Origin of the sequence: Bizionia myxarmorum, assembly GCF_008086205.1 — a bacterium.
GTDB lineage: Bacteria > Bacteroidota > Bacteroidia > Flavobacteriales > Flavobacteriaceae > Algorimicrobium > Algorimicrobium myxarmorum.
In genome coordinates this window covers 936773-954061 of the sequence record NZ_VSKK01000001.1, presented here as the reverse complement: position 1 = coordinate 954061, position 17289 = coordinate 936773, and the positions used below count along the sequence as shown (strand labels likewise).

At 33.6% G+C, this 17289-nt stretch carries 19 protein-coding genes and 1 pseudogene; 5 read left to right on the top strand and 15 right to left on the bottom strand.

What is annotated here, in order from left to right; translation table 11 throughout:
* Positions 1-20: 20 nt before the first annotated feature.
* Entirely contained in the window at positions 21-890 is an 870-nt protein-coding gene (locus tag ES674_RS04255) for a flavin reductase family protein (protein WP_148402732.1), read from the bottom strand.
* A gap of 121 nt (positions 891-1011) precedes the next feature.
* Between ES674_RS04255 and ES674_RS04250 the strand changes: the two genes are divergently transcribed.
* Together ES674_RS04250 and ES674_RS04245 are read left to right on the top strand one after the other, a co-directional pair.
* Positions 1012-2184, top strand: a complete 1173-nt coding sequence (locus ES674_RS04250; RefSeq protein WP_148402731.1) for a sensor histidine kinase — start codon at positions 1012-1014, stop codon at positions 2182-2184.
* 2 nt (positions 2185-2186) lie between these two features.
* The gene (locus ES674_RS04245; protein WP_148402730.1) at positions 2187-2540 is read left to right on the top strand and encodes a hypothetical protein; all 354 of its coding nucleotides are present in this window, start codon (positions 2187-2189) and stop codon (positions 2538-2540) included.
* Here ES674_RS04245 and ES674_RS04240 read toward each other — a convergent pair.
* Positions 2535-2924: an HIT family protein gene (locus tag ES674_RS04240; protein WP_148402729.1), complete on the bottom strand. Its 390-nt coding sequence runs from the start codon at positions 2922-2924 to the stop codon at positions 2535-2537. The two genes, ES674_RS04245 and ES674_RS04240, sit on opposite strands and share 6 nt — an antisense overlap.
* Positions 2925-3036: 112 nt before the next feature.
* Entirely contained in the window at positions 3037-3510 is a 474-nt protein-coding gene (gene greA / locus ES674_RS04235) for a transcription elongation factor GreA (RefSeq protein ID WP_148402728.1), read from the bottom strand.
* Between the two features lie 272 nt (positions 3511-3782).
* On the opposite strand from greA, the gene ES674_RS04230 reads away from it, so the two are divergent.
* Positions 3783-4229 carry a hypothetical protein gene (locus ES674_RS04230; RefSeq protein ID WP_148402727.1) on the top strand — a complete coding sequence of 149 codons (447 nt, stop codon included), beginning with the start codon at positions 3783-3785 and terminating at the stop codon, positions 4227-4229.
* Between the two features lie 487 nt (positions 4230-4716).
* Here the strand turns inward: ES674_RS04230 and ES674_RS15765 are convergent.
* The 9 genes and pseudogenes from ES674_RS15765 to ES674_RS04180 all read right to left on the bottom strand — a co-directional run bounded on the left by ES674_RS15765 (position 4717) and on the right by ES674_RS04180 (position 13387).
* Positions 4717-5583 (bottom strand): annotated as a pseudogene (locus ES674_RS15765) (CPBP family glutamic-type intramembrane protease).
* A gap of 372 nt (positions 5584-5955) precedes the next feature.
* Positions 5956-8184 (bottom strand): TonB-dependent receptor, encoded by a 2229-nt coding sequence (locus ES674_RS04215; RefSeq protein ID WP_148402724.1) that lies wholly within the window; start codon positions 8182-8184, stop codon positions 5956-5958.
* Between the two features lie 396 nt (positions 8185-8580).
* Entirely contained in the window at positions 8581-8985 is a 405-nt protein-coding gene (arfB, locus tag ES674_RS04210) for an alternative ribosome rescue aminoacyl-tRNA hydrolase ArfB (RefSeq protein ID WP_148402723.1), read from the bottom strand.
* Between the two features lies 1 nt (position 8986).
* Positions 8987-10543, bottom strand: a complete 1557-nt coding sequence (locus ES674_RS04205; RefSeq protein WP_148402722.1) for a DUF4301 family protein — start codon at positions 10541-10543, stop codon at positions 8987-8989.
* Positions 10540-11106, bottom strand: a complete 567-nt coding sequence (locus ES674_RS04200; RefSeq protein ID WP_148402721.1) for an AAA family ATPase — start codon at positions 11104-11106, stop codon at positions 10540-10542. The genes ES674_RS04205 and ES674_RS04200 overlap by 4 nt, the downstream gene beginning before the upstream one ends.
* Entirely contained in the window at positions 11067-11699 is a 633-nt protein-coding gene (pnuC, locus tag ES674_RS04195; RefSeq protein WP_148402720.1) for a nicotinamide riboside transporter PnuC, read from the bottom strand. Before pnuC ends, ES674_RS04200 begins: the two co-directional genes overlap by 40 nt.
* The gene (locus tag ES674_RS04190) at positions 11683-11943 is read right to left on the bottom strand and encodes a hypothetical protein (protein WP_148402719.1); all 261 of its coding nucleotides are present in this window, start codon (positions 11941-11943) and stop codon (positions 11683-11685) included. Before ES674_RS04190 ends, pnuC begins: the two co-directional genes overlap by 17 nt.
* A gap of 86 nt (positions 11944-12029) precedes the next feature.
* The gene (locus ES674_RS04185) at positions 12030-12755 is read right to left on the bottom strand and encodes a phosphoglycerol geranylgeranyltransferase (protein ID WP_148402718.1); all 726 of its coding nucleotides are present in this window, start codon (positions 12753-12755) and stop codon (positions 12030-12032) included.
* Positions 12755-13387, bottom strand: a complete 633-nt coding sequence (locus ES674_RS04180) for a 4'-phosphopantetheinyl transferase family protein (RefSeq protein WP_148402717.1) — start codon at positions 13385-13387, stop codon at positions 12755-12757. The genes ES674_RS04185 and ES674_RS04180 overlap by 1 nt, the downstream gene beginning before the upstream one ends.
* A 135-nt stretch (positions 13388-13522) precedes the next feature.
* Here ES674_RS04180 and ahcY point away from each other — a divergent pair, with 135 nt between their 5' ends.
* Both ahcY and ES674_RS04170 read left to right on the top strand, forming a co-directional pair.
* The gene (gene ahcY / locus ES674_RS04175) at positions 13523-14839 is read left to right on the top strand and encodes an adenosylhomocysteinase (RefSeq protein WP_148402716.1); all 1317 of its coding nucleotides are present in this window, start codon (positions 13523-13525) and stop codon (positions 14837-14839) included.
* 339 nt (positions 14840-15178) lie between these two features.
* Positions 15179-15643, top strand: coding sequence for a DUF1569 domain-containing protein (locus tag ES674_RS04170; RefSeq protein WP_148402715.1), 465 nt, complete (start codon positions 15179-15181; stop codon positions 15641-15643).
* 52 nt (positions 15644-15695) lie between these two features.
* Here ES674_RS04170 and rpmA read toward each other — a convergent pair whose 3' ends face one another.
* The 3 genes from rpmA to ES674_RS04155 form a co-directional block, all read right to left on the bottom strand.
* Entirely contained in the window at positions 15696-15956 is a 261-nt protein-coding gene (gene rpmA / locus ES674_RS04165; RefSeq protein ID WP_008639552.1) for a 50S ribosomal protein L27, read from the bottom strand.
* 34 nt (positions 15957-15990) lie between these two features.
* The gene (rplU, locus tag ES674_RS04160) at positions 15991-16659 is read right to left on the bottom strand and encodes a 50S ribosomal protein L21 (RefSeq protein ID WP_148402714.1); all 669 of its coding nucleotides are present in this window, start codon (positions 16657-16659) and stop codon (positions 15991-15993) included.
* Positions 16660-16762: 103 nt separating this feature from the next.
* Entirely contained in the window at positions 16763-17206 is a 444-nt protein-coding gene (locus tag ES674_RS04155) for a DUF4199 domain-containing protein (protein ID WP_148402713.1), read from the bottom strand.
* Positions 17207-17289: the final 83 nt, after the last annotated feature.

Genomic DNA, 17289 nt, shown 5'->3' with positions numbered 1-17289 from the left:
GTTAAATTTAATTTTCTGTGTTAAGATAATAATATTTTCCAGGCACTATCCAAATCGCCGAAGCTTAAATAGTTTTTTGCCAATTTGTGCTTTTTTCTATGTGTAGCATCCTTAATATTTGGATGATCTTTACTAACGGTTGCCATGAATTCCTCCACCGCTTCGGCAGTTGGTAAACTTTCTACATTACCTAACATACCCAATTCATTTCCTGTTAAAATCATGCTGTTTTTCACATAATCTGGCATAGCATCCACACCAATACCTAAAGTTGCTAATGGTTTTGGTATTTCAAAAAAGCCTTTTTTAGCGCGACTGTAATAACTGCCACCGGCACGCGCCACTAAATCCAGTTTTTCTTGATTAATTGTGCCGTCTTCATCTAAAACGTCTTCTTCAATATGAAGTTTTACAACTTCGCAAATTACCAAATTTCCGGCACCTCCTTCAGTTCCTAAATGAATCACTTCTTTTACAATGCATTCAAATTGAACTGGTGATTCCGCTACACGAAACGGTTTCACAAGATCCGATTTTAGCATGGTAAAACCTGCTTTTTCAAATTCATTAACCCCAATTGGGTATTCTGTACTGCTTAATGATGCTTGATGCACCATATCAAAACTAACCACATTAATAACCACTTCTTTGGTTGCCAAGATGTTTTCTAATGTATGCTTAGTGGTATTATCACGAACCCGACGTGCTGGTGAAAAAATCATAATCGGCGGATTGGCACTAAATACATTAAAAAAACTAAAAGGCGATAAATTAGGGTTTCCATCTGCATCCACGGTACTTGCAAAAGCTATAGGCCTTGGCGCTACGGCACTTAACAAATAACTATGTAACTTGCCTGTGGATAATTGATTAGGTTCGTATGAAATCATGGAAACTTTATAATTTTGTACAAATGTAATTAATCTAATAACGAACTAAAAACGATTTGCTTATCATCTCACACAATATTATCAACAGATTTCCATTATCTTAACATGCCAAATAAAACCTATGCTTTTTTATAAATATCGAAATCTAACACGCTGGATAATTATTGCCGCCAGTTTTATAATTATATCTCTTATTCTAGGCAATACCTATATCTTCTTTCAGCATTTTAAGGAAGAACAGCGTAAGAAAATGGATGTTTGGGCTGCGGCTCAAATGGATATTCAGCAAAATTTATTAAATGACAATTTAAATCCGGTTTCATCTAAAGTGTTTTTCGATACGAAGAATGATAATCCTATGATTGTTGTTGACCAGAATAACGAGGTTAGCTCATTTCGAAATATAGATAGTACTAAACTGGCTAATAAAGTGTTTATTAATAAGCTTATTGAACAGTTTAAGGCGGAAAATATCCCCATCGATCTTTCATATTATGATACAGATATGAAGCAAAAAATTGATGTGGGTAAATTATACTATGGAAATTCACCCTTAATAGATAAGCTGAAATATTATCCTTTAGCGCTTTTACTTATCATTATATTATTTGGAGCTGTGGCCTACTTTTTTTATCGCAGCACCAAAATCGCGACACAAAATAAACTATGGTCTGGGATGGCTAAAGAAACGGCACATCAAATTGGCACACCATTATCGTCCTTAATTGGTTGGGCCGAAATATTAAAGACTGAAAATGTGAACCCTGAATACATCATGGAGATTGAAAAAGACATCAGTCGCTTGCAAACAATTACCGAACGTTTCAGTAAAATTGGTTCCTTGCCCAAACTGGAAAAGGTTGATATTGTTGCCGAAACTCTAGAATCTTATGATTATTTAAAAACGCGTTCCTCCAAACTTATTGAATTTGAAATTTTAGCGCCTGAAGATCCTATTTATGTGCAATTGAATAAGCAACTTTACAGTTGGACTATTGAAAATTTAGTTAAAAATGCTATTGACGCTATGCGTGGCAAAGGGAAATTAATAATAGCTATTTCACAATTAGAAAACAACGTAAAAATAACCATTACAGATAGTGGCAAAGGACTTTCTAGAAGTCAATTTAAACGTATATTTGAACCGGGATTTACAACTAAAAAACGAGGTTGGGGTTTAGGTTTATCATTAGCAAAGCGCATTATTGAAGAATTCCATAATGGAAAAATATATGTGCTTGATTCTGAAATTAATAAAGGAACCAGCATGCAAATCGTTTTTAAAACCACGTAAGTATGGACGATCAATTTATGACTATTAAGGAAGTTGCTATAAACAATAACTGTCCAGAATGCTACAATACTAATGGTTTGCATTTAACATTTAAACAACGTTTTAAGGATACGCGCTTTTACAAATCACTAACCAGTGAAACAAGGCATCAGTTATATTGTAAAACCTGTGAAACAGCTATTTACCCCGTAACATGGACTGATGATATAGATCGTGTTTTTGATTACCACCAACGTGCCTTTGTTCCAAAAAAAGCATCTTTTAAGTTAAAGAGATTGGCTTGGATTGGCATCATTGTTAGTATTGCCATTATAGTAATTGCTATAGCCGTAACTCTATATTTATCCAATTTATAAGTGCGCCCGTATAGCTTCGGCTACAGCCTGAAAATCTTGTTCTGACACTTTTTCTTTTGAAATAAAACGAGCATCTTCCATCGTATTCAAGGGAATTAAATGTACATGTACATGCGGCACTTCCAGTCCAATAACCGTCATTCCTACACGTTTACATGGCACGGCTTTTTCAATAGCTAAAGCAATTTGTCTAGAAAATTCCATTAAACCATGATATGCCACTTCATCTAAATCGAATAGTTTATCCACTTCTTGCTTCGGAATACAAAGCGTATGTCCTTTTGCATTGGGATTAATATCTAAGAAAGCGAAATAATCTTCGGTTTCCGCAATTTTATAACACGGAACTTCGCCATTAATAATTTTTGTGAATAATGTTGCCATAGTTTGCTGTTGATATACTGGTAAATATAAAAAGATTCCGGTTTTAAGGGAATCTTTTTAAGAATATTTTAGTGATTCATTTTGTATCAAAGTCGAAGCTCCGTTAAGGTTGTTATCTAGAAATTTCTAAAACATCAAATTTAATAACACCGTTTGGTACGTGCACTTCGGCCACTTCGCCAACCGACTTTCCTAATAAACCTTTTCCTATAGGTGAATTAACGGAAATTTTACCAGCTGCTAAATCTGCTTCTCCATCGGCAACCAAAGTATACGTTACTTCCATACCATTGTTTTGATTTTTTATTTTCACTTTAGAAAGCACTAATGCTTTTGTGTTATCTAATTGAGATTCGTCAATAAGTCTAGCTCCAGCTAGAGCGCCTTCTAACTTGGAGATTCTCATTTCCAACATGCCTTGTGCTTCTTTTGCGGCATCGTATTCAGCATTCTCGCTTAAATCTCCTTTGTCTCTTGCTTCAGCAATAGCATGAGATGCTTTTGAACGCTCCACATCTTTTAATTGGCGTAACTCTTCACGTAATCTCTTTAAGCCCTCCTCCGTATAATATGATATTTTACTCATAATTTCATGATTTTTAATAATAAAAAAAGATGCTGAAAACAAATGGTCGTTTAGCGACCAATCTGTTCAGCATAAAAAAATCCCGCTTGCACGAGATATAAATACAAAGCTACACAATTTTTTCGACTCCTGTAAATTTCAGAATTGTTAAAAATAGGATAAGTAGCTTGCTTTAAACAGTTTTGAACTGCATTTTTATAGTCTCCTAAATATACGAAAATTTTAATGAGTTGGTCTTTTTGTTGTAAATTGCCCTCAAATAATAACTGGTTATGAAATATCTATTTTTATTTGTTTTTGCGTCTCTACTTATAACTTCATGCAGCAAAAATGATGACGATCAACGCCAAAACGAATTTTTACCAAATTATGGTTTTGATACTGGTAGTTTAATAAACACCAATTTACCGCAGTATAGTGATATGGAATTCCCAAATAACTATGTGTTATTAAATAATACTTATGGCATTAATGGTGTGGTAGTTTTTTATGCCGGCGGTAATAACTACAATGCTTTTGAATTATCGGACCCGAATCATGTGATTCGCGATTGTTCTAAACTAACTGTTACAGGTGTTATCGCAACTTGTGGTTGTAGTGATGCTAATTCCTACGATATTTTAACGGGACAACCCCAAGAAGGTACGCCTGGACCTTACGGCTTAAAACGTTATTATGTAGAGAAAACCGGTAATATTATTCGGGTTTATAATAATTAAATATCTTTAGTCTAAATTCTTTTTATACTTAAAAAAGATATAGATAAAAATTAAACACATTATAAAATAGCCACTCAAAACATATATGTTCCCCATAAGTTCATGTGGAAAAATAAAGAACACAAATGCGGTAGTTACAAGGTATACAAGAGAATAGGGTGAGAATTTTTCAATTAAGTATTTTCGTTTTTGATCTTCACTCATAATTTTTGGTTTATTCTAATCAAGATTCTTTTTATACTTGAAAAAGATATAAATAAAAATTAAACTAATAGTCAAATAAGTAATTAAAACATATGTATTCCCCAAAAGTTCATGCGGGAAAATAAAAAAGATAGACGTCGTAGCAATAATATAGACTAGGAAATAAGGTGAAAACTTTTTAGATAAGTGTTTATTTTTTTGATCTTCATTCATGATTTTAGAAACTATTTTATTCGCTAATTTACTAAAATTTTTCTCTTTAAAACTCAATCATTGAATACTCCTACTCTAATAGCTTTTGATTTTTAAAATAATCCGTAATTGGTTTTGAAAGTCTTTTTGTGGAATCTTTCAAATAAATTTTGAAATTATATTTCATAAAAACTTCAGTTTGATAATATTGATTATTTAAGTCCTTATTTAATTCTACCTGATTTACGAAACTTAAAAGGTTATTTAAAGTAATACTATTTACAATTAATTTTTCTTTCGAATAAGAAATGCCTTTTGAATTGGAATTAATTAAAGGGCTTCTCTCCCATTCGATAACTATAGTTTCATTTTCAAATTTATTAACGTTAATGTCTGGATTTTGTAATGCAAAAAAGACAACTAACATTATAACCAAATTCCAAACAAAATGAAAAATTATTGCTTTTACTAGCCCAAAATTTATTGTTATCCAAATTGCAAGAAGTCCTAATGCAAAAAGAAACATAACAGGATAAAGTGAAAATAATTGATTAAAATCTTCCGCTTGAAAATGTAGTATAGAAAATAGTAATGCGCTAAATACTATTACTAAATCCTCTAAAAACGACTTCTTAAATTTAAAATATAAGAGTAATAGTACCTAAAGCGATGCTAATAATAAAATTACCGTTAAATGTGTTGAAATTAAAATAACAAAAATGGGCAGCAATAATATGCTTACCCATTTTAAGTATTTCTGACTACTAAAATAGCCTCTAAATATGAGTTCCTCTATAATTGGAGCCAATATAACAGCAAGAAAAGCAATTTGAAAAAAGGGTTTATCCACCTGCTGATCAGAAAGAACTGCGCTATCTGAAAAACATAAAAAAACTATGGCTAATGCTATACTAAATAAAGCCGTGTAAAGTATCCAAACCTTTTTATATTTTTGCATGCTAAAATTATTTAAAGTCAGTACATGATGCTGAAGAAAACCAACCTCCTCTTTTATGTGAATCGACTGAACGCTATTTAAAATTCCTACAAAGAGATTTCTCAAATAACTCAAAGTTAATTTTGTTATTTCAAAAATATAAAAAGAAAAAAAACTATCTGAGTAACAATCCCTACCGAATTCATGCAGTTCATCGAAAAGTTGCAAAACACATTACGGTTTTCCCGTAAAAACACCTCCTAAAAGTAAACTGCTTAAAAACGTTTCTTTGTTTTTAAGCAGTTTTTATCTGAAGTTCAAATGTCAAGACATTCTAAAAACTAAAGTTCTGTAAATGTATCTATGAGGTTTCTGCCTCCGCAGCAACTTGACCTAAAACTTCAAAGTCATTCCCAATAAGAAATTAGAAGTTGCTTGTGGATAAAATCCAGCGCCATCCATAGTGGTGACTTGCGGTGCGTTAGACCAAGTATCATCATAGGTGTAATAAAAACCGTTGGATGCATATTTCACATTTAATATATTGTTAAACAATCCAGAAAACAGAATAGATTTTAAAAACCGTTTCGTTTTTATTTCGTAATTAATACTCAAATCATTAATAAAATAGCTGTCCAATTTAGAGGCAGCTGCTTCGGTATTACTCATAAATTGTTCACCTACAAATTTACTTAAAAGCGTTAACTGTAAATTGTTAATAGGTTGAAATGTCAAGGCATTAGAAGCAATCCATTCTGGTGAAAAAGAAATAGACGTTTGCCCGAAATTCACTAAACTCCCATCAACTTCCATAATAGTTTCCTTGTTTTTATTGGAGCTCCATGTTAAACTTGGTTGTAAACGCCATTTTTCACCAATTTGAACCGCCGCTTCCACTTCCAAACCTAAACGGTAACTATCGCCACTGTTAGTACGGACAGGATTACCAGACTGATCTATATTTCCAGTTAACACCAATTGTTCATTGTAAAGCATATAATAGACATTGGTGGTAATTCGGAAGTTTTTAGTATCATGACGCCAGCCTAATTCAAAATCATTTAATTGTTCTGGTTTAACATCGGCGTTGTTTTCAAAATCATCTCGATTAGGTTCTCTATTAGCACGTGCATACGAAAAATACAGACTATTTATAGTATTAAACTTATAGTTAATTCCTGCTTTCGGATTGAAAAATGAATACTTTTCATCTACATCAAACGGAATTCGATCCGAGTTTATGCCGTCTATAGTATAATCCACTAATCGCAGTTGCAAATCAGCAAAAAGACTCATGTTATCATTCAACTTAAAGGTTCCTTTTCCGAAAAAATTAATATCTTTTTTTAAACCTTTACTGTCATAATAACGATCTGTATTCATACTATTACTTGCAAATTGCGCCCAAATAACTTCTCCAAAATGATCGCCATCATAATAACTATAAGAACCTCCAAAAAGCACATCTAGTGTATTGTTTTTGTAATTGGCATTCGCATTTACCACGTAAAAATCGTTATCCAACCAACGACGACGGACCAAATCGGTTTCCTCAATAGTTTCTGTTCCAATGGTTACATCATTCAAACCGTAATCTACAAAGGCTGCATCTTCTTTATACTGCTCAAAATACCCACGTCCAGCTGTGTAATTTAAAGCCATATTAGTGGACCAATTGTTATCAAAGCGTTGATTCCAATGCATTTGATAATGATCCTGCTGATAGTCATCCACTTCATTTTTATAAAATTGAATGTTGCCATTTTCGTCCGTGTATTCACCAGCTGTATTGTAGGTTCTATCGTTTTCCAATTTATCCAAATCTTCCAACCCATTCCATGATTGGTAAGTTATTTCCTTCCCCGAAAAGGTAATCGCTTTTATTAAGGTATTGGCCGTTTTATAGGAACCTTGAAGGAAGTAAGATTTCAAATTAGAGGTGGCACGATCAATATAGCCATCCGACTTAATATTAGATAAACGCCCAGCAAATTCTATGTGGTCGTTTAGTAAACCGGTACTGAATTTTAAAGTATGTTTTCGCGTATTGAAACTTCCAAAGGAATTAGCAAACTCACCATAAGCTTCATTTGAAACCGCATCCGTTTGAACATTGACACTGGCACCAAAAGCACCAGAACCGTTGGTAGATGTTCCAACACCACGTTGTAACTGCAAACTTTCTACAGATGAGGCAAAGTCATTTAAATTTACCCAAAATGTACCTAATGATTCTGCATCATTATAAGGAATTCCGTTAATGGTTACATTCGTGGATTGCGCATTAATTCCACGTACACGAATACCGGTATAACCTACGCCAGCGCCAGCATCCGATGTTGTAACAACTGACGGCAAAAAGTTTAATAAAATAGGAATGTCTTGACCTAAATTACGTTCCTGAATATCTTCTTTTGAAAGATTAGAGTGTGTAATGGGCGAATCTGCTTTAACACGAACCGAGCGCACCAAAACCTCATCTAAGGTTTCTAGTTTGGTAGAATCTTTTGGTTTTTCTTGGGCAAAAACACCCATAGAAGTTGTTAAAATTACTGGAAGCAAAGCTGCTTTTTGAAGATTTTGCCAGCGAAAAACTGACGCATTGTTGAATAAAAATTTCATCCGATAAATAAATTTAGCGAATAAAAAGAGGTTATTATTCTGATTAAAAATTAGTTGTTTTTTGCTGCCATACGCACATAGGTATAGCATAACAAACATTATTATTTTCCTAAACAGCATTACCTGTTCTAGGTTCAATGGGTATGATCTCAGCCGAAAAGATTCAAGATTTAAGATTCCTGATTTAAGATTTTGAAGGTTTTAAATTCAAAAATCTATAATCACTTATCAATAAACAGCAACCAATTTAGCACCCCTTTTTGAGAACGCTGCAAAGGTAGTCTTGTTTTTCGATTTAAAAAACACGAATGTCGTTTTTATTATTTTCTCTAAAAATTTATGAGAAACGGAACTGAATAAGGGGACAGCGAATGTAACTGCTAGTGCGACTGAACACTAAACTTCAGGTGGTTTTCGATTTGTTTTTTTATCCGCCTGTTTTTTCTTGTTGGAAAGGCGCTTGAGCTTAACAGACCTAGGAACCTTGGTTGGTTTTCGTTTTTTAGGAACAATCAGTCCTTGCCTAATAACTTCTAAAAAACGTTTAATTACTAAATCTTTATTTTTATGTTGACTCCGACTTTCTTCACTGTGAAGTATTAAGATGCCTTCTGTGGTTAGTCGATTTTGTAATTTTTTTAATAAACGTTCCTTTTGGTTTTCCGAAAACACTTGGGAATTAGGCAAATCAAAATTCAACACTACTTTAGACGATGTTTTATTGACATGCTGCCCACCGGCACCCGAACTTCTTACGGCTTTAAAAGACAATTCGGTAATAAGTAAAGCGGCATCAAACATATTATTTAATTTGGTGAGGCGACTTTAATAAGTCGTTAACCGTTTTTACAGGATTAAACGTAATTAGAGGTACTTCAACAAAAATAGTATTCCAATTAGCCATACTTCCATTCCATAATCCCGGAAGTTCTAATGCTTTTAAATCTTTCCCTAACCTTGTTTTTTTACTTATAAAAGCTGCTTTATTATCTACGAATTTGGTGAGATTAAATTTATTGCCTTTATAATCTTTTACACCACAAACCAAATCCACCGGATTAAAATGTGTGGCATTTTTAGCTATCTCTTTTTGGTTTTTATCCTTTTGGTTAATCTGGGCAGATTCCACAATTTGAAGTGAAATAGCGCCGCTTTCATCTTTTACCCAAAAAGGTCCGCCACCAGGTTCACCTTCATTTTTAACCATGCCACAAACACGAATAGGTCTATTTAATTTATCTTTTAAATATTCTATTTGATATTTTTCAGCGTATTTCTCAAATTCTGATGAAATTCTGACTTGCATTTTCTGGGTTAAAAATTCAGCAATTTCAATTATGTCAGTATACGTTAAATGACCTTTATCTATCTGCTCTAAATATTGAAATGCCTGTTGTTGAATATCTATTAAAATACCAGCTAAAACCTTTTTGTTTTTAGCAACCTCCTCTTTGTATTTAAAAACCACCACATTATCAATATTCTTGATAAAAATGATGTCGGCATCTAAATCGTTTAAATTTTCAATTAAAGCGCCATGCCCTGAAGGGCGAAATAGCAAATCACCATTTTCAATGCGAAACGGTTCATTTTTAGCATTAACAGCAATCGTTTCAGTACATTCTTTTTGATATGAAAAGGTAATATCAAATTGTGAATTGGTTTTACGCTCTACTTTATCTTCAATTCTAGCAAATTCATTGTTGAATTTATCTTTATGATTTTCAGAAACGGTGAAATGTAATTTAGCTTGTTTATTGCAAGACGCGTATAAAGCAGATTCAAATAAATGCTCTTCAAAAGCGGTTGAAATAATTTGATTTTTATACTCATGAAAAGGCAATAAACCTTTTGGAAAGTTGGCATAATTAAGTGCATTTTCATCCAGCATCGCTTTTACAAACAGTTGCGATCGGTAACTATCATTCAATTCTGAAAAATCTGAATAGTTTTCATTTAAAAGCTTCATCACTTCATAGTAAAATGGAAACTTCTCCAATCCAACGAAAAACACGTGTAAATCTTTAGTATCTCTAGTGTTTAAGTACGCGTTTATGGTTTCCACGGCTGGATCGTATTCTTCTAAAAACTGAAAGAGAAATTTAAACATACGCGTTGCCGCGCCAGAGGCGGGAACAAATTTCAAAATATCAAACTGATCTTTACTTTCATCAAAACGAGCGACAATTGATTCCATTTCCGAAATATCTGGACGCAAAATCCCATCATTTACAGTTGCTGCGGCCACCAAGTTGGAATAAGGTAAACCCATCCTGAAAATCTGGATTTGTTGCTTAATACCTGTTAAAGTTAAACCTTTAGCCTCTATTTGTTGTATGTCCTTTTCAGAAAAAGTCATATGTTTTCGTTTAATAATTCATCAATATGTTTTACTGCTATTTCAAATCGATTTGTCAAACTTCCACTTAATAAAACGTAAGGTTTTTGGTAGGTTTTTAACGCGTTTTGGAAAGCCTTAAACATGGTTTCTCTTTCATGCGGTTTATCGCGAATACCGTCGGGTTCCCAAGGCAAATCAATATTAGTCAAAAAATAGAGATTATAGTAATTTTCAGTGGCAAACTTTTCCAGTACTTCAGATTCAAATTCCGGATAATAGGCTTTTGAATAAACTTTGGTTTCCAATAAATCGGTATCGCAAATCAGTAATTTATTAGCTTCTAAAACTAATTTATTTTCCAAAGTAATCTGACCTTTGGCAATTGGAATTACATCATGTTTGGTTAAAGGTTCATTATTATGGGCTTTTTCTTCCGCATAAATACGTGAAAATTCAGGCACCCATAGCGTTTTATAATGTGCCGCCAATTTTATAGCTATGGCCGTTTTTCCAGTCGATTCCGGACCAAACAAAACAATTTTTATACAGTCGCTGTCTCGTTGTTTAAGTGTTTCTTCCATGCGATATAGCCTTGAATAGCTAAAATTGTAAATATTATATATTGTAAGGATAATATTCCTAACCCTCTATAGGCATAAAGTGGAACCGTTATTATATTGGCAAAAATCCATAAGGTCCAGTTTTCCAGTTTTTTGGTGGCCATATACCACATGGCTGTAAAGAAAATTCCAGAGGTGAAAATATCAATATAATTGGGTGTTTCCAGCTCATAGCCGTAAATTTTATAGACAGAATAGGTTACCATCATTGTTACAAGAAACATAGCGAATCCAATAATTTTCTCTTTAAAATTGGTTCTCGTCACTTTAACTACCAGTTCGTCATTTTTTCTTCTGGCCCAATTCCACCAGCCATAAATACTCATAATTGAATAATAGAAGTTCATCATCATATCTCCCAAATAACCCGCTACATATAAAATATACGTTGTTAAAATCGTGGCAATTAGCCCAGTTGGATAGACTAAAATATTCAGCTTTTTAGAATAATAGACACTAGCAATTCCAAACACAAATGTGATAGCCTCTAAAACTATTAAATGTGTTGGTGTATGACGATACGCATCTATAAAAAAATCAAAAATGGGGTTCATAATCCTGTCTATCTGATTTTACTATTTTCATATGTAGCAATCCGCGTTCAATAAGCTCAAAAGCTTCTTTTATTTCTATGGTTAACAAATTCATAACGGCATCATAATCGCCATAAACCTGCGTGCTTAATGGATTTTCAAGCACCGTTAAATTGGAGGCGCGCAATTTTTTTATAAAGTGAATGATGGCTGGTTCATAGTCATCATGCAATGGCGTTAACGTTAATTCTACTGATATTTTCATATGTTTTTGCCGCGTAAGCGGTAATCTATTTAATTATTATATTTATTTCGACAGTAAGACCTCTTAACTAGCTCGAGGTGACACCATCAATTTTGAAGTTCTTCAAAAAACGCTTCATCCTCTTCAAATGCCGTTCCTATAACCACCATATCCGCTCCTGCTTCATAGGCTTGCGCCATTTGCTTTATACTTTTAATACCGCCTCCAACAATTAATGGTAATTTAATAGCCGCTTTTACATTGCTTATTATTTCTTCAGAAACAGGGTATAAAGCCCCACTACCCGCTTCTAAATAGATCAATTTCATACCGAGTAATTCGCCAGCTTTCGCCGTATCTACAATTACTTGTATGTTTTTAGTTTGCATAGGTTTGGTTTCCGTTACGCGTTGTACGGCTGTTTGTTTTCCATTTTCAATTAGTAAATAACCTGTAGATATTACTTCTAAATTAGAATCCTTCAATTTTGAAACCGCTTGCACATGCTTCCCAATTAAATAATCTGGATTTCTACCCGAAATTAAAGATAAAAATAAAATGGCGTCGGCATGATTTGTAATTTGGCTTACATTACCAGGAAATAAAACAATAGGTAATTGGCTATGTTTTTTAATTTCCTTTACCAAACTATCGGTAGTTTTTTCTTCGACATCACTACCACCTACAAAAATATGTGTGGCAATAGATGCGTTAATTTTCTCTATAAAATTTGGCACTTTATTTAAGTGCATTTTATCAGGATCGATTAAAACCGCCAATAGTTCTTCACTTTTGGAAACTGCATCTAATATGTTTTGATAAACGTTTTTCATTAGAAAGTTGGCAAAGCAAATGCACAGGTAAAACCTTCAAACTCCGTAAATGTAGTTTCAAAACTATGTTTTTTATCTTGATAATCTATCCATGCACGCGTTTCGGTATCGGATATGGCAAATGGAATAACCAAAGTATGTTGTAAAAAACTCAATCCTGGCGTGGCAAACAATTTGTAAAGCGATTCTTTAATACACCAAATAACAGTTAGTTTTCGGATATAGTCTGGAGCGTCTGCTTGTAAATATTGACTTTCATAATCCATGAATTTATGAGCTATTACGCCAATTTTATCACGCTGTTTTTCAATGTCAATTCCCACTTCCCTATCACTAACAACAACGCCAGAAAATGTAAACGAATGGGTTATAGAAATATGCTTTCCGTCCATTAAATGAGGCTTCCCGTTTTCATCATAAAACAGGTCAATATCTGTATAGCCAAACTCGGCTAATAAGTGTCGTACACTTAAAAACCCACGTTGATGCAACTCACTTTTCATACTTAAAACACGGCTTAAACTTTCAGGTTTTAAGGTAATTGGCTGTATCAGATCGTCATACGACTCCTCGATCTTCCATATTTTAACAGTAGTTTGTGAGTTGGGGTAAAGGGTTTTATAAAGTGGCATTTAATTTTCTAAAAGTTATTAGTTATCTTTGCAAAGCCGAAGGCGATTTAACAATTCTGACAAGCGAATTTAACTATTTTAAGTCCTATTGCCAAAGTTGTTTAGACTTTAAAAAAATTAAGAAAAAGAATTATTATGACTACAAAAACTGATACTTATATACCGAATAAGGTAAAAGATATGTCGCTTGCGGCTTGGGGAAGAAAAGAGATGAATTTAGCCGAAGCAGAAATGCCAGGACTAATGAGTCTTCGTGAAGAGTATAAAAACGAACAACCATTAAAAGGTGCACGTATTGCAGGATGTTTACATATGACAATCCAAACGGCTGTTTTAATTGAAACATTACAAGCTTTAGGTGCAGAAGTTACTTGGAGTTCTTGTAATATTTTCTCCACACAAGATCAGGCTGCTGCAGCTATTGCAGAAGCTGGAACCGCTGTATATGCCTGGAAAGATATGACCGAAGAAGAGTTTGATTGGTGTATTGAACAAACTTTATTTTTTGGTGAAGACCGCAAACCATTAAACATGATTTTAGATGATGGTGGCGATTTAACCAATATGGTTTTAGATAGATATCCAGAGTTAGCTGCTGGAATTAATGGTCTTTCTGAAGAAACCACTACGGGTGTTCACCGTTTATACGAGCGCGTAAAGGCTGGAACCTTACCAATGCCTGCCATTAATGTGAATGATTCGGTTACTAAATCGAAATTCGATAATAAATACGGTTGTAAAGAAAGTGCTGTAGATGCCGTTCGTCGTGCTACCGATATTATGTTAGCCGGAAAACGCGTAGTAGTTTGTGGCTATGGTGATGTTGGTAAAGGTACTGCTGCTTCTTTTAAAGGTGCCGGAAGTATTGTAACCGTAACAGAAATAGATCCTATTTGCGCGCTTCAAGCGGCAATGGATGGTTTTGAAGTTAAAAAACTAGAAACGGTTGTTGCGAATGCTGATATTGTTATTACAACAACAGGAAATAAAGATATCGTTCGTAGCGAACATTTTGAAGCTATGAAAGACAAAACAATCGTTTGTAACATTGGACATTTTGATAACGAAATTGATATGGCTTGGTTAAATAAAAACCATGGTAATACCAAAGACGTTATCAAACCACAAGTAGATAAATATACTATTAACGGAAAAGACGTTATTCTTTTAGCGCAAGGCCGTTTAGTAAATTTAGGTTGTGCAACAGGTCACCCAAGTTTTGTAATGAGCAACTCGTTTACGAATCAGACTTTAGCACAAATTGAACTGTGGAAAAACAAAGAAGCTTACGGAAACGATGTGTACATGTTACCTAAACATTTAGATGAAAAAGTAGCAAAATTACACCTTGAAAAAATTGGTGTTGAGCTTACGGAACTGAAAGACGATCAAGCCAAATATATTGGTGTAGCAGTTGAAGGTCCTTATAAGCCAGAATACTATAGATACTAACAAATTCCTGCGAAGGCAGGAATCTCATATTAAAAATCCCAAGCAGCAATGTTTGGGATTTTTTTTGGGCATTTACCACTTCGCAAAATCTAGGTAGCACAACGCCTTCCACTATATCTTTTTATCATGCCTCAAAAAATATGCCGTTACAAATGTACAGCATTCACGATTTCTTATTTATTAAAGTAGAAATGCATGAGTAATCCCTATCGCGAGCAAATCTCTGAATACACAAATTTGATCCATACCTCACAGATTTTTTAAGCATCAATAGGACTTAACAATACACATCCAAAATAATTCTAAAAAGCGTAACTTGGATTATTTAAAACGTGATTTATGAGTTCAAAAAAATTAGATAGTTTAATTAATGCTTTAGAAAAGAATATTGCAAACCGTGATATTTCAAATTTAAAAGTTTCCAAAGCTAATGTTGCTTGGCATATAGATCATAGTTTCAAAGTGATTAATGGTGTTATTCAAACGCTTCAAGCTTCAAATCCTATATTATATAAAAATAATTTTAGTTTTTTAGGAAAGTTATTTTTCACATTAGGGTTTTTTCCAAGAGGAAAAGCGCAAGCACCTAAAAATGTTAAATCGCCAGAAATTATTTCAAAAGCAGATCTTTTAAAGCAACTGCAACAAGCAAGAATATATATTAAATCAATTCCAAAATTAGATAAAAACGCTTTTTTTAAGCACCCTATGTTTGGAGATATTAACAAACCACGAATTTATCGTTTTTTAGAATTACACACCAATCATCATGTGAAGATTATAAAGGAGATTATGGCTAAATAAAAAACCCTCTCTGTTGCCAGAAAGGGTTTTAATATATTAAAGAATCTGTTTCTTAAGCCTCGAAAGGTTCAATAGAAACATAAGATTTGTTATCTTTTTTCTTTGTAAATTTCACAAGTCCGTCTACTTGAGCATGTAACGTGTGATCTTTTCCGCCATACACATTTTCACCTGGGTGATGTGTATTGCCTCTTTGTCTTACGATGATATTTCCAGCAATAGCAGCTTGTCCACCAAAAATCTTAACACCTAGGCGTTTTGATTCTGATTCTCTACCGTTTTTAGAACTACCAACTCCTTTTTTATGAGCCATTGTCTTAAGGTTTTATTTATTAATAAAAACGAAATTATTTTTCGATTCCGCCGTCTAATTTATCTTGTAATTCTTTAAGTTCATCCCACTTACCATCAGCAGCTAAAGCTGCTTGTTTTGGCCAAGTGTCAGTCACAATGTGAGCTAATCTTGAACTTGCATCTGATAACACAGTGCTTAATGCTTCAGGAGTCGCTTTAGCTATTTTAGCAAAAGTTTCAAATCCTGCATTTACCAAAGCTTCAGCAGCTTTTGGTCCAGCACCTTCAATTTTCTTTAAATCGTCTGCTTTTGCAGTTGATTTTTTAGGAGCAGCCTTTTTAGCTTCCGCTTTAGGTTCTTCTTTTTTAGCTGGAGTTGCTTTTTCAGCTTTAGCCACTGGCTTTCCACCTGAAGCTACAATGCTTTCAATTACGATTTCAGTTAAAGATTGTCTGTGTCCGTTTTTTACACGGTAACCTTTACGTCTTTTCTTTTTGAAAACAATAACTTTATCACCTTTAAGGTGCTTTAAAACTTTTGCTCCTACTAGAGCTCCGTTTATAGCTGGGGCGCCTAAAGTTATATTGTCACCATCTGCAATTAAAAGAACGTTATCGAAAGAAACTTCCTTACCCTCTTCTGTTGCTAAACGGTTAACAAAAACTTTTTGGTCTTTTTCAACTTTGAATTGATGCCCTGCTATCTCTACAATTGCGTACATAGCGTAACGTTTTTATTAAATTAGTTTATTATATCTACTGACCTCACGGAAAGCGGATGCAAATATACTGCTAAATAATTAAACTACAAACGTTTTATAAAAATTAAGAAACATTCCAACTTGTTTTAAAGTACTGCATAACTGTAAAGACAGAAATAAGTGTGGTTGCAATTCCCATAACCCCAACAACAAAAGTTAGTATTCCAACGCTAACGGGCGTTCCTACGTTAATAACCTCTAAAACTTGTGAAAGAAAATCACTATTTAATTCCGTTATGTAAATTAAAAAGAAAATTGTAAAAATAACGGTTGCCATAACTCCCGTAATAATTCCTGCGACAACGCCTCCCATATAAGTGAAATTTTCACCTTGTTCTAATTTATAAAACCGCACCGTTTCGAAAATACCAAAAGCTGTTATAAATGCATTTAGAAAACTAAAAACCGGATTCGTGTTTTTACCTAGTAAGCCCAAGACCAAAAAATAAGCAATTAAGACGGAAGCTGTTACAAGTCCGAATCTAACAGGTAATATAATATTTTTCATATTTCTTTTTTTTGTGGTTCTTAAATTTCGTGAAAATTTATGGCATAAAATAATTTGTTTATGTTTTTTTAACATTATAAAGA

What these genes read in the sequence shown, in the direction of transcription:
- ES674_RS04170 (WP_148402715.1), top strand. Translation starts at nt 15,179, where the DNA reads ATGAGTTCAAAAAAATTAGATAGTTTAATTAATGCTTTAGAAAAGAAT.
- ES674_RS04255 (WP_148402732.1), bottom strand. Translation starts at nt 890, where the DNA reads ATGATTTCATACGAACCTAATCAATTATCCACAGGCAAGTTACATAGT.
- arfB (WP_148402723.1), bottom strand. Translation starts at nt 8,985, where the DNA reads ATGTTTGATGCCGCTTTACTTATTACCGAATTGTCTTTTAAAGCCGTA.
- ES674_RS04155 (WP_148402713.1), bottom strand. Translation starts at nt 17,206, where the DNA reads ATGAAAAATATTATATTACCTGTTAGATTCGGACTTGTAACAGCTTCC.
- ES674_RS04215 (WP_148402724.1), bottom strand. Translation starts at nt 8,184, where the DNA reads ATGAAATTTTTATTCAACAATGCGTCAGTTTTTCGCTGGCAAAATCTT.
- rpmA (WP_008639552.1), bottom strand. Translation starts at nt 15,956, where the DNA reads ATGGCTCATAAAAAAGGAGTTGGTAGTTCTAAAAACGGTAGAGAATCA.
- rplU (WP_148402714.1), bottom strand. Translation starts at nt 16,659, where the DNA reads ATGTACGCAATTGTAGAGATAGCAGGGCATCAATTCAAAGTTGAAAAA.
- ES674_RS04250 (WP_148402731.1), top strand. Translation starts at nt 1,012, where the DNA reads ATGCTTTTTTATAAATATCGAAATCTAACACGCTGGATAATTATTGCC.
- ahcY (WP_148402716.1), top strand. Translation starts at nt 13,523, where the DNA reads ATGACTACAAAAACTGATACTTATATACCGAATAAGGTAAAAGATATG.
- ES674_RS04240 (WP_148402729.1), bottom strand. Translation starts at nt 2,924, where the DNA reads ATGGCAACATTATTCACAAAAATTATTAATGGCGAAGTTCCGTGTTAT.
- ES674_RS04230 (WP_148402727.1), top strand. Translation starts at nt 3,783, where the DNA reads ATGAAATATCTATTTTTATTTGTTTTTGCGTCTCTACTTATAACTTCA.
- ES674_RS04190 (WP_148402719.1), bottom strand. Translation starts at nt 11,943, where the DNA reads ATGAAAATATCAGTAGAATTAACGTTAACGCCATTGCATGATGACTAT.
- ES674_RS04205 (WP_148402722.1), bottom strand. Translation starts at nt 10,543, where the DNA reads ATGACTTTTTCTGAAAAGGACATACAACAAATAGAGGCTAAAGGTTTA.
- greA (WP_148402728.1), bottom strand. Translation starts at nt 3,510, where the DNA reads ATGAGTAAAATATCATATTATACGGAGGAGGGCTTAAAGAGATTACGT.
- ES674_RS04180 (WP_148402717.1), bottom strand. Translation starts at nt 13,387, where the DNA reads ATGCCACTTTATAAAACCCTTTACCCCAACTCACAAACTACTGTTAAA.
- ES674_RS04185 (WP_148402718.1), bottom strand. Translation starts at nt 12,755, where the DNA reads ATGAAAAACGTTTATCAAAACATATTAGATGCAGTTTCCAAAAGTGAA.
- pnuC (WP_148402720.1), bottom strand. Translation starts at nt 11,699, where the DNA reads ATGAACCCCATTTTTGATTTTTTTATAGATGCGTATCGTCATACACCA.
- ES674_RS04245 (WP_148402730.1), top strand. Translation starts at nt 2,187, where the DNA reads ATGGACGATCAATTTATGACTATTAAGGAAGTTGCTATAAACAATAAC.
- ES674_RS04200 (WP_148402721.1), bottom strand. Translation starts at nt 11,106, where the DNA reads ATGGAAGAAACACTTAAACAACGAGACAGCGACTGTATAAAAATTGTT.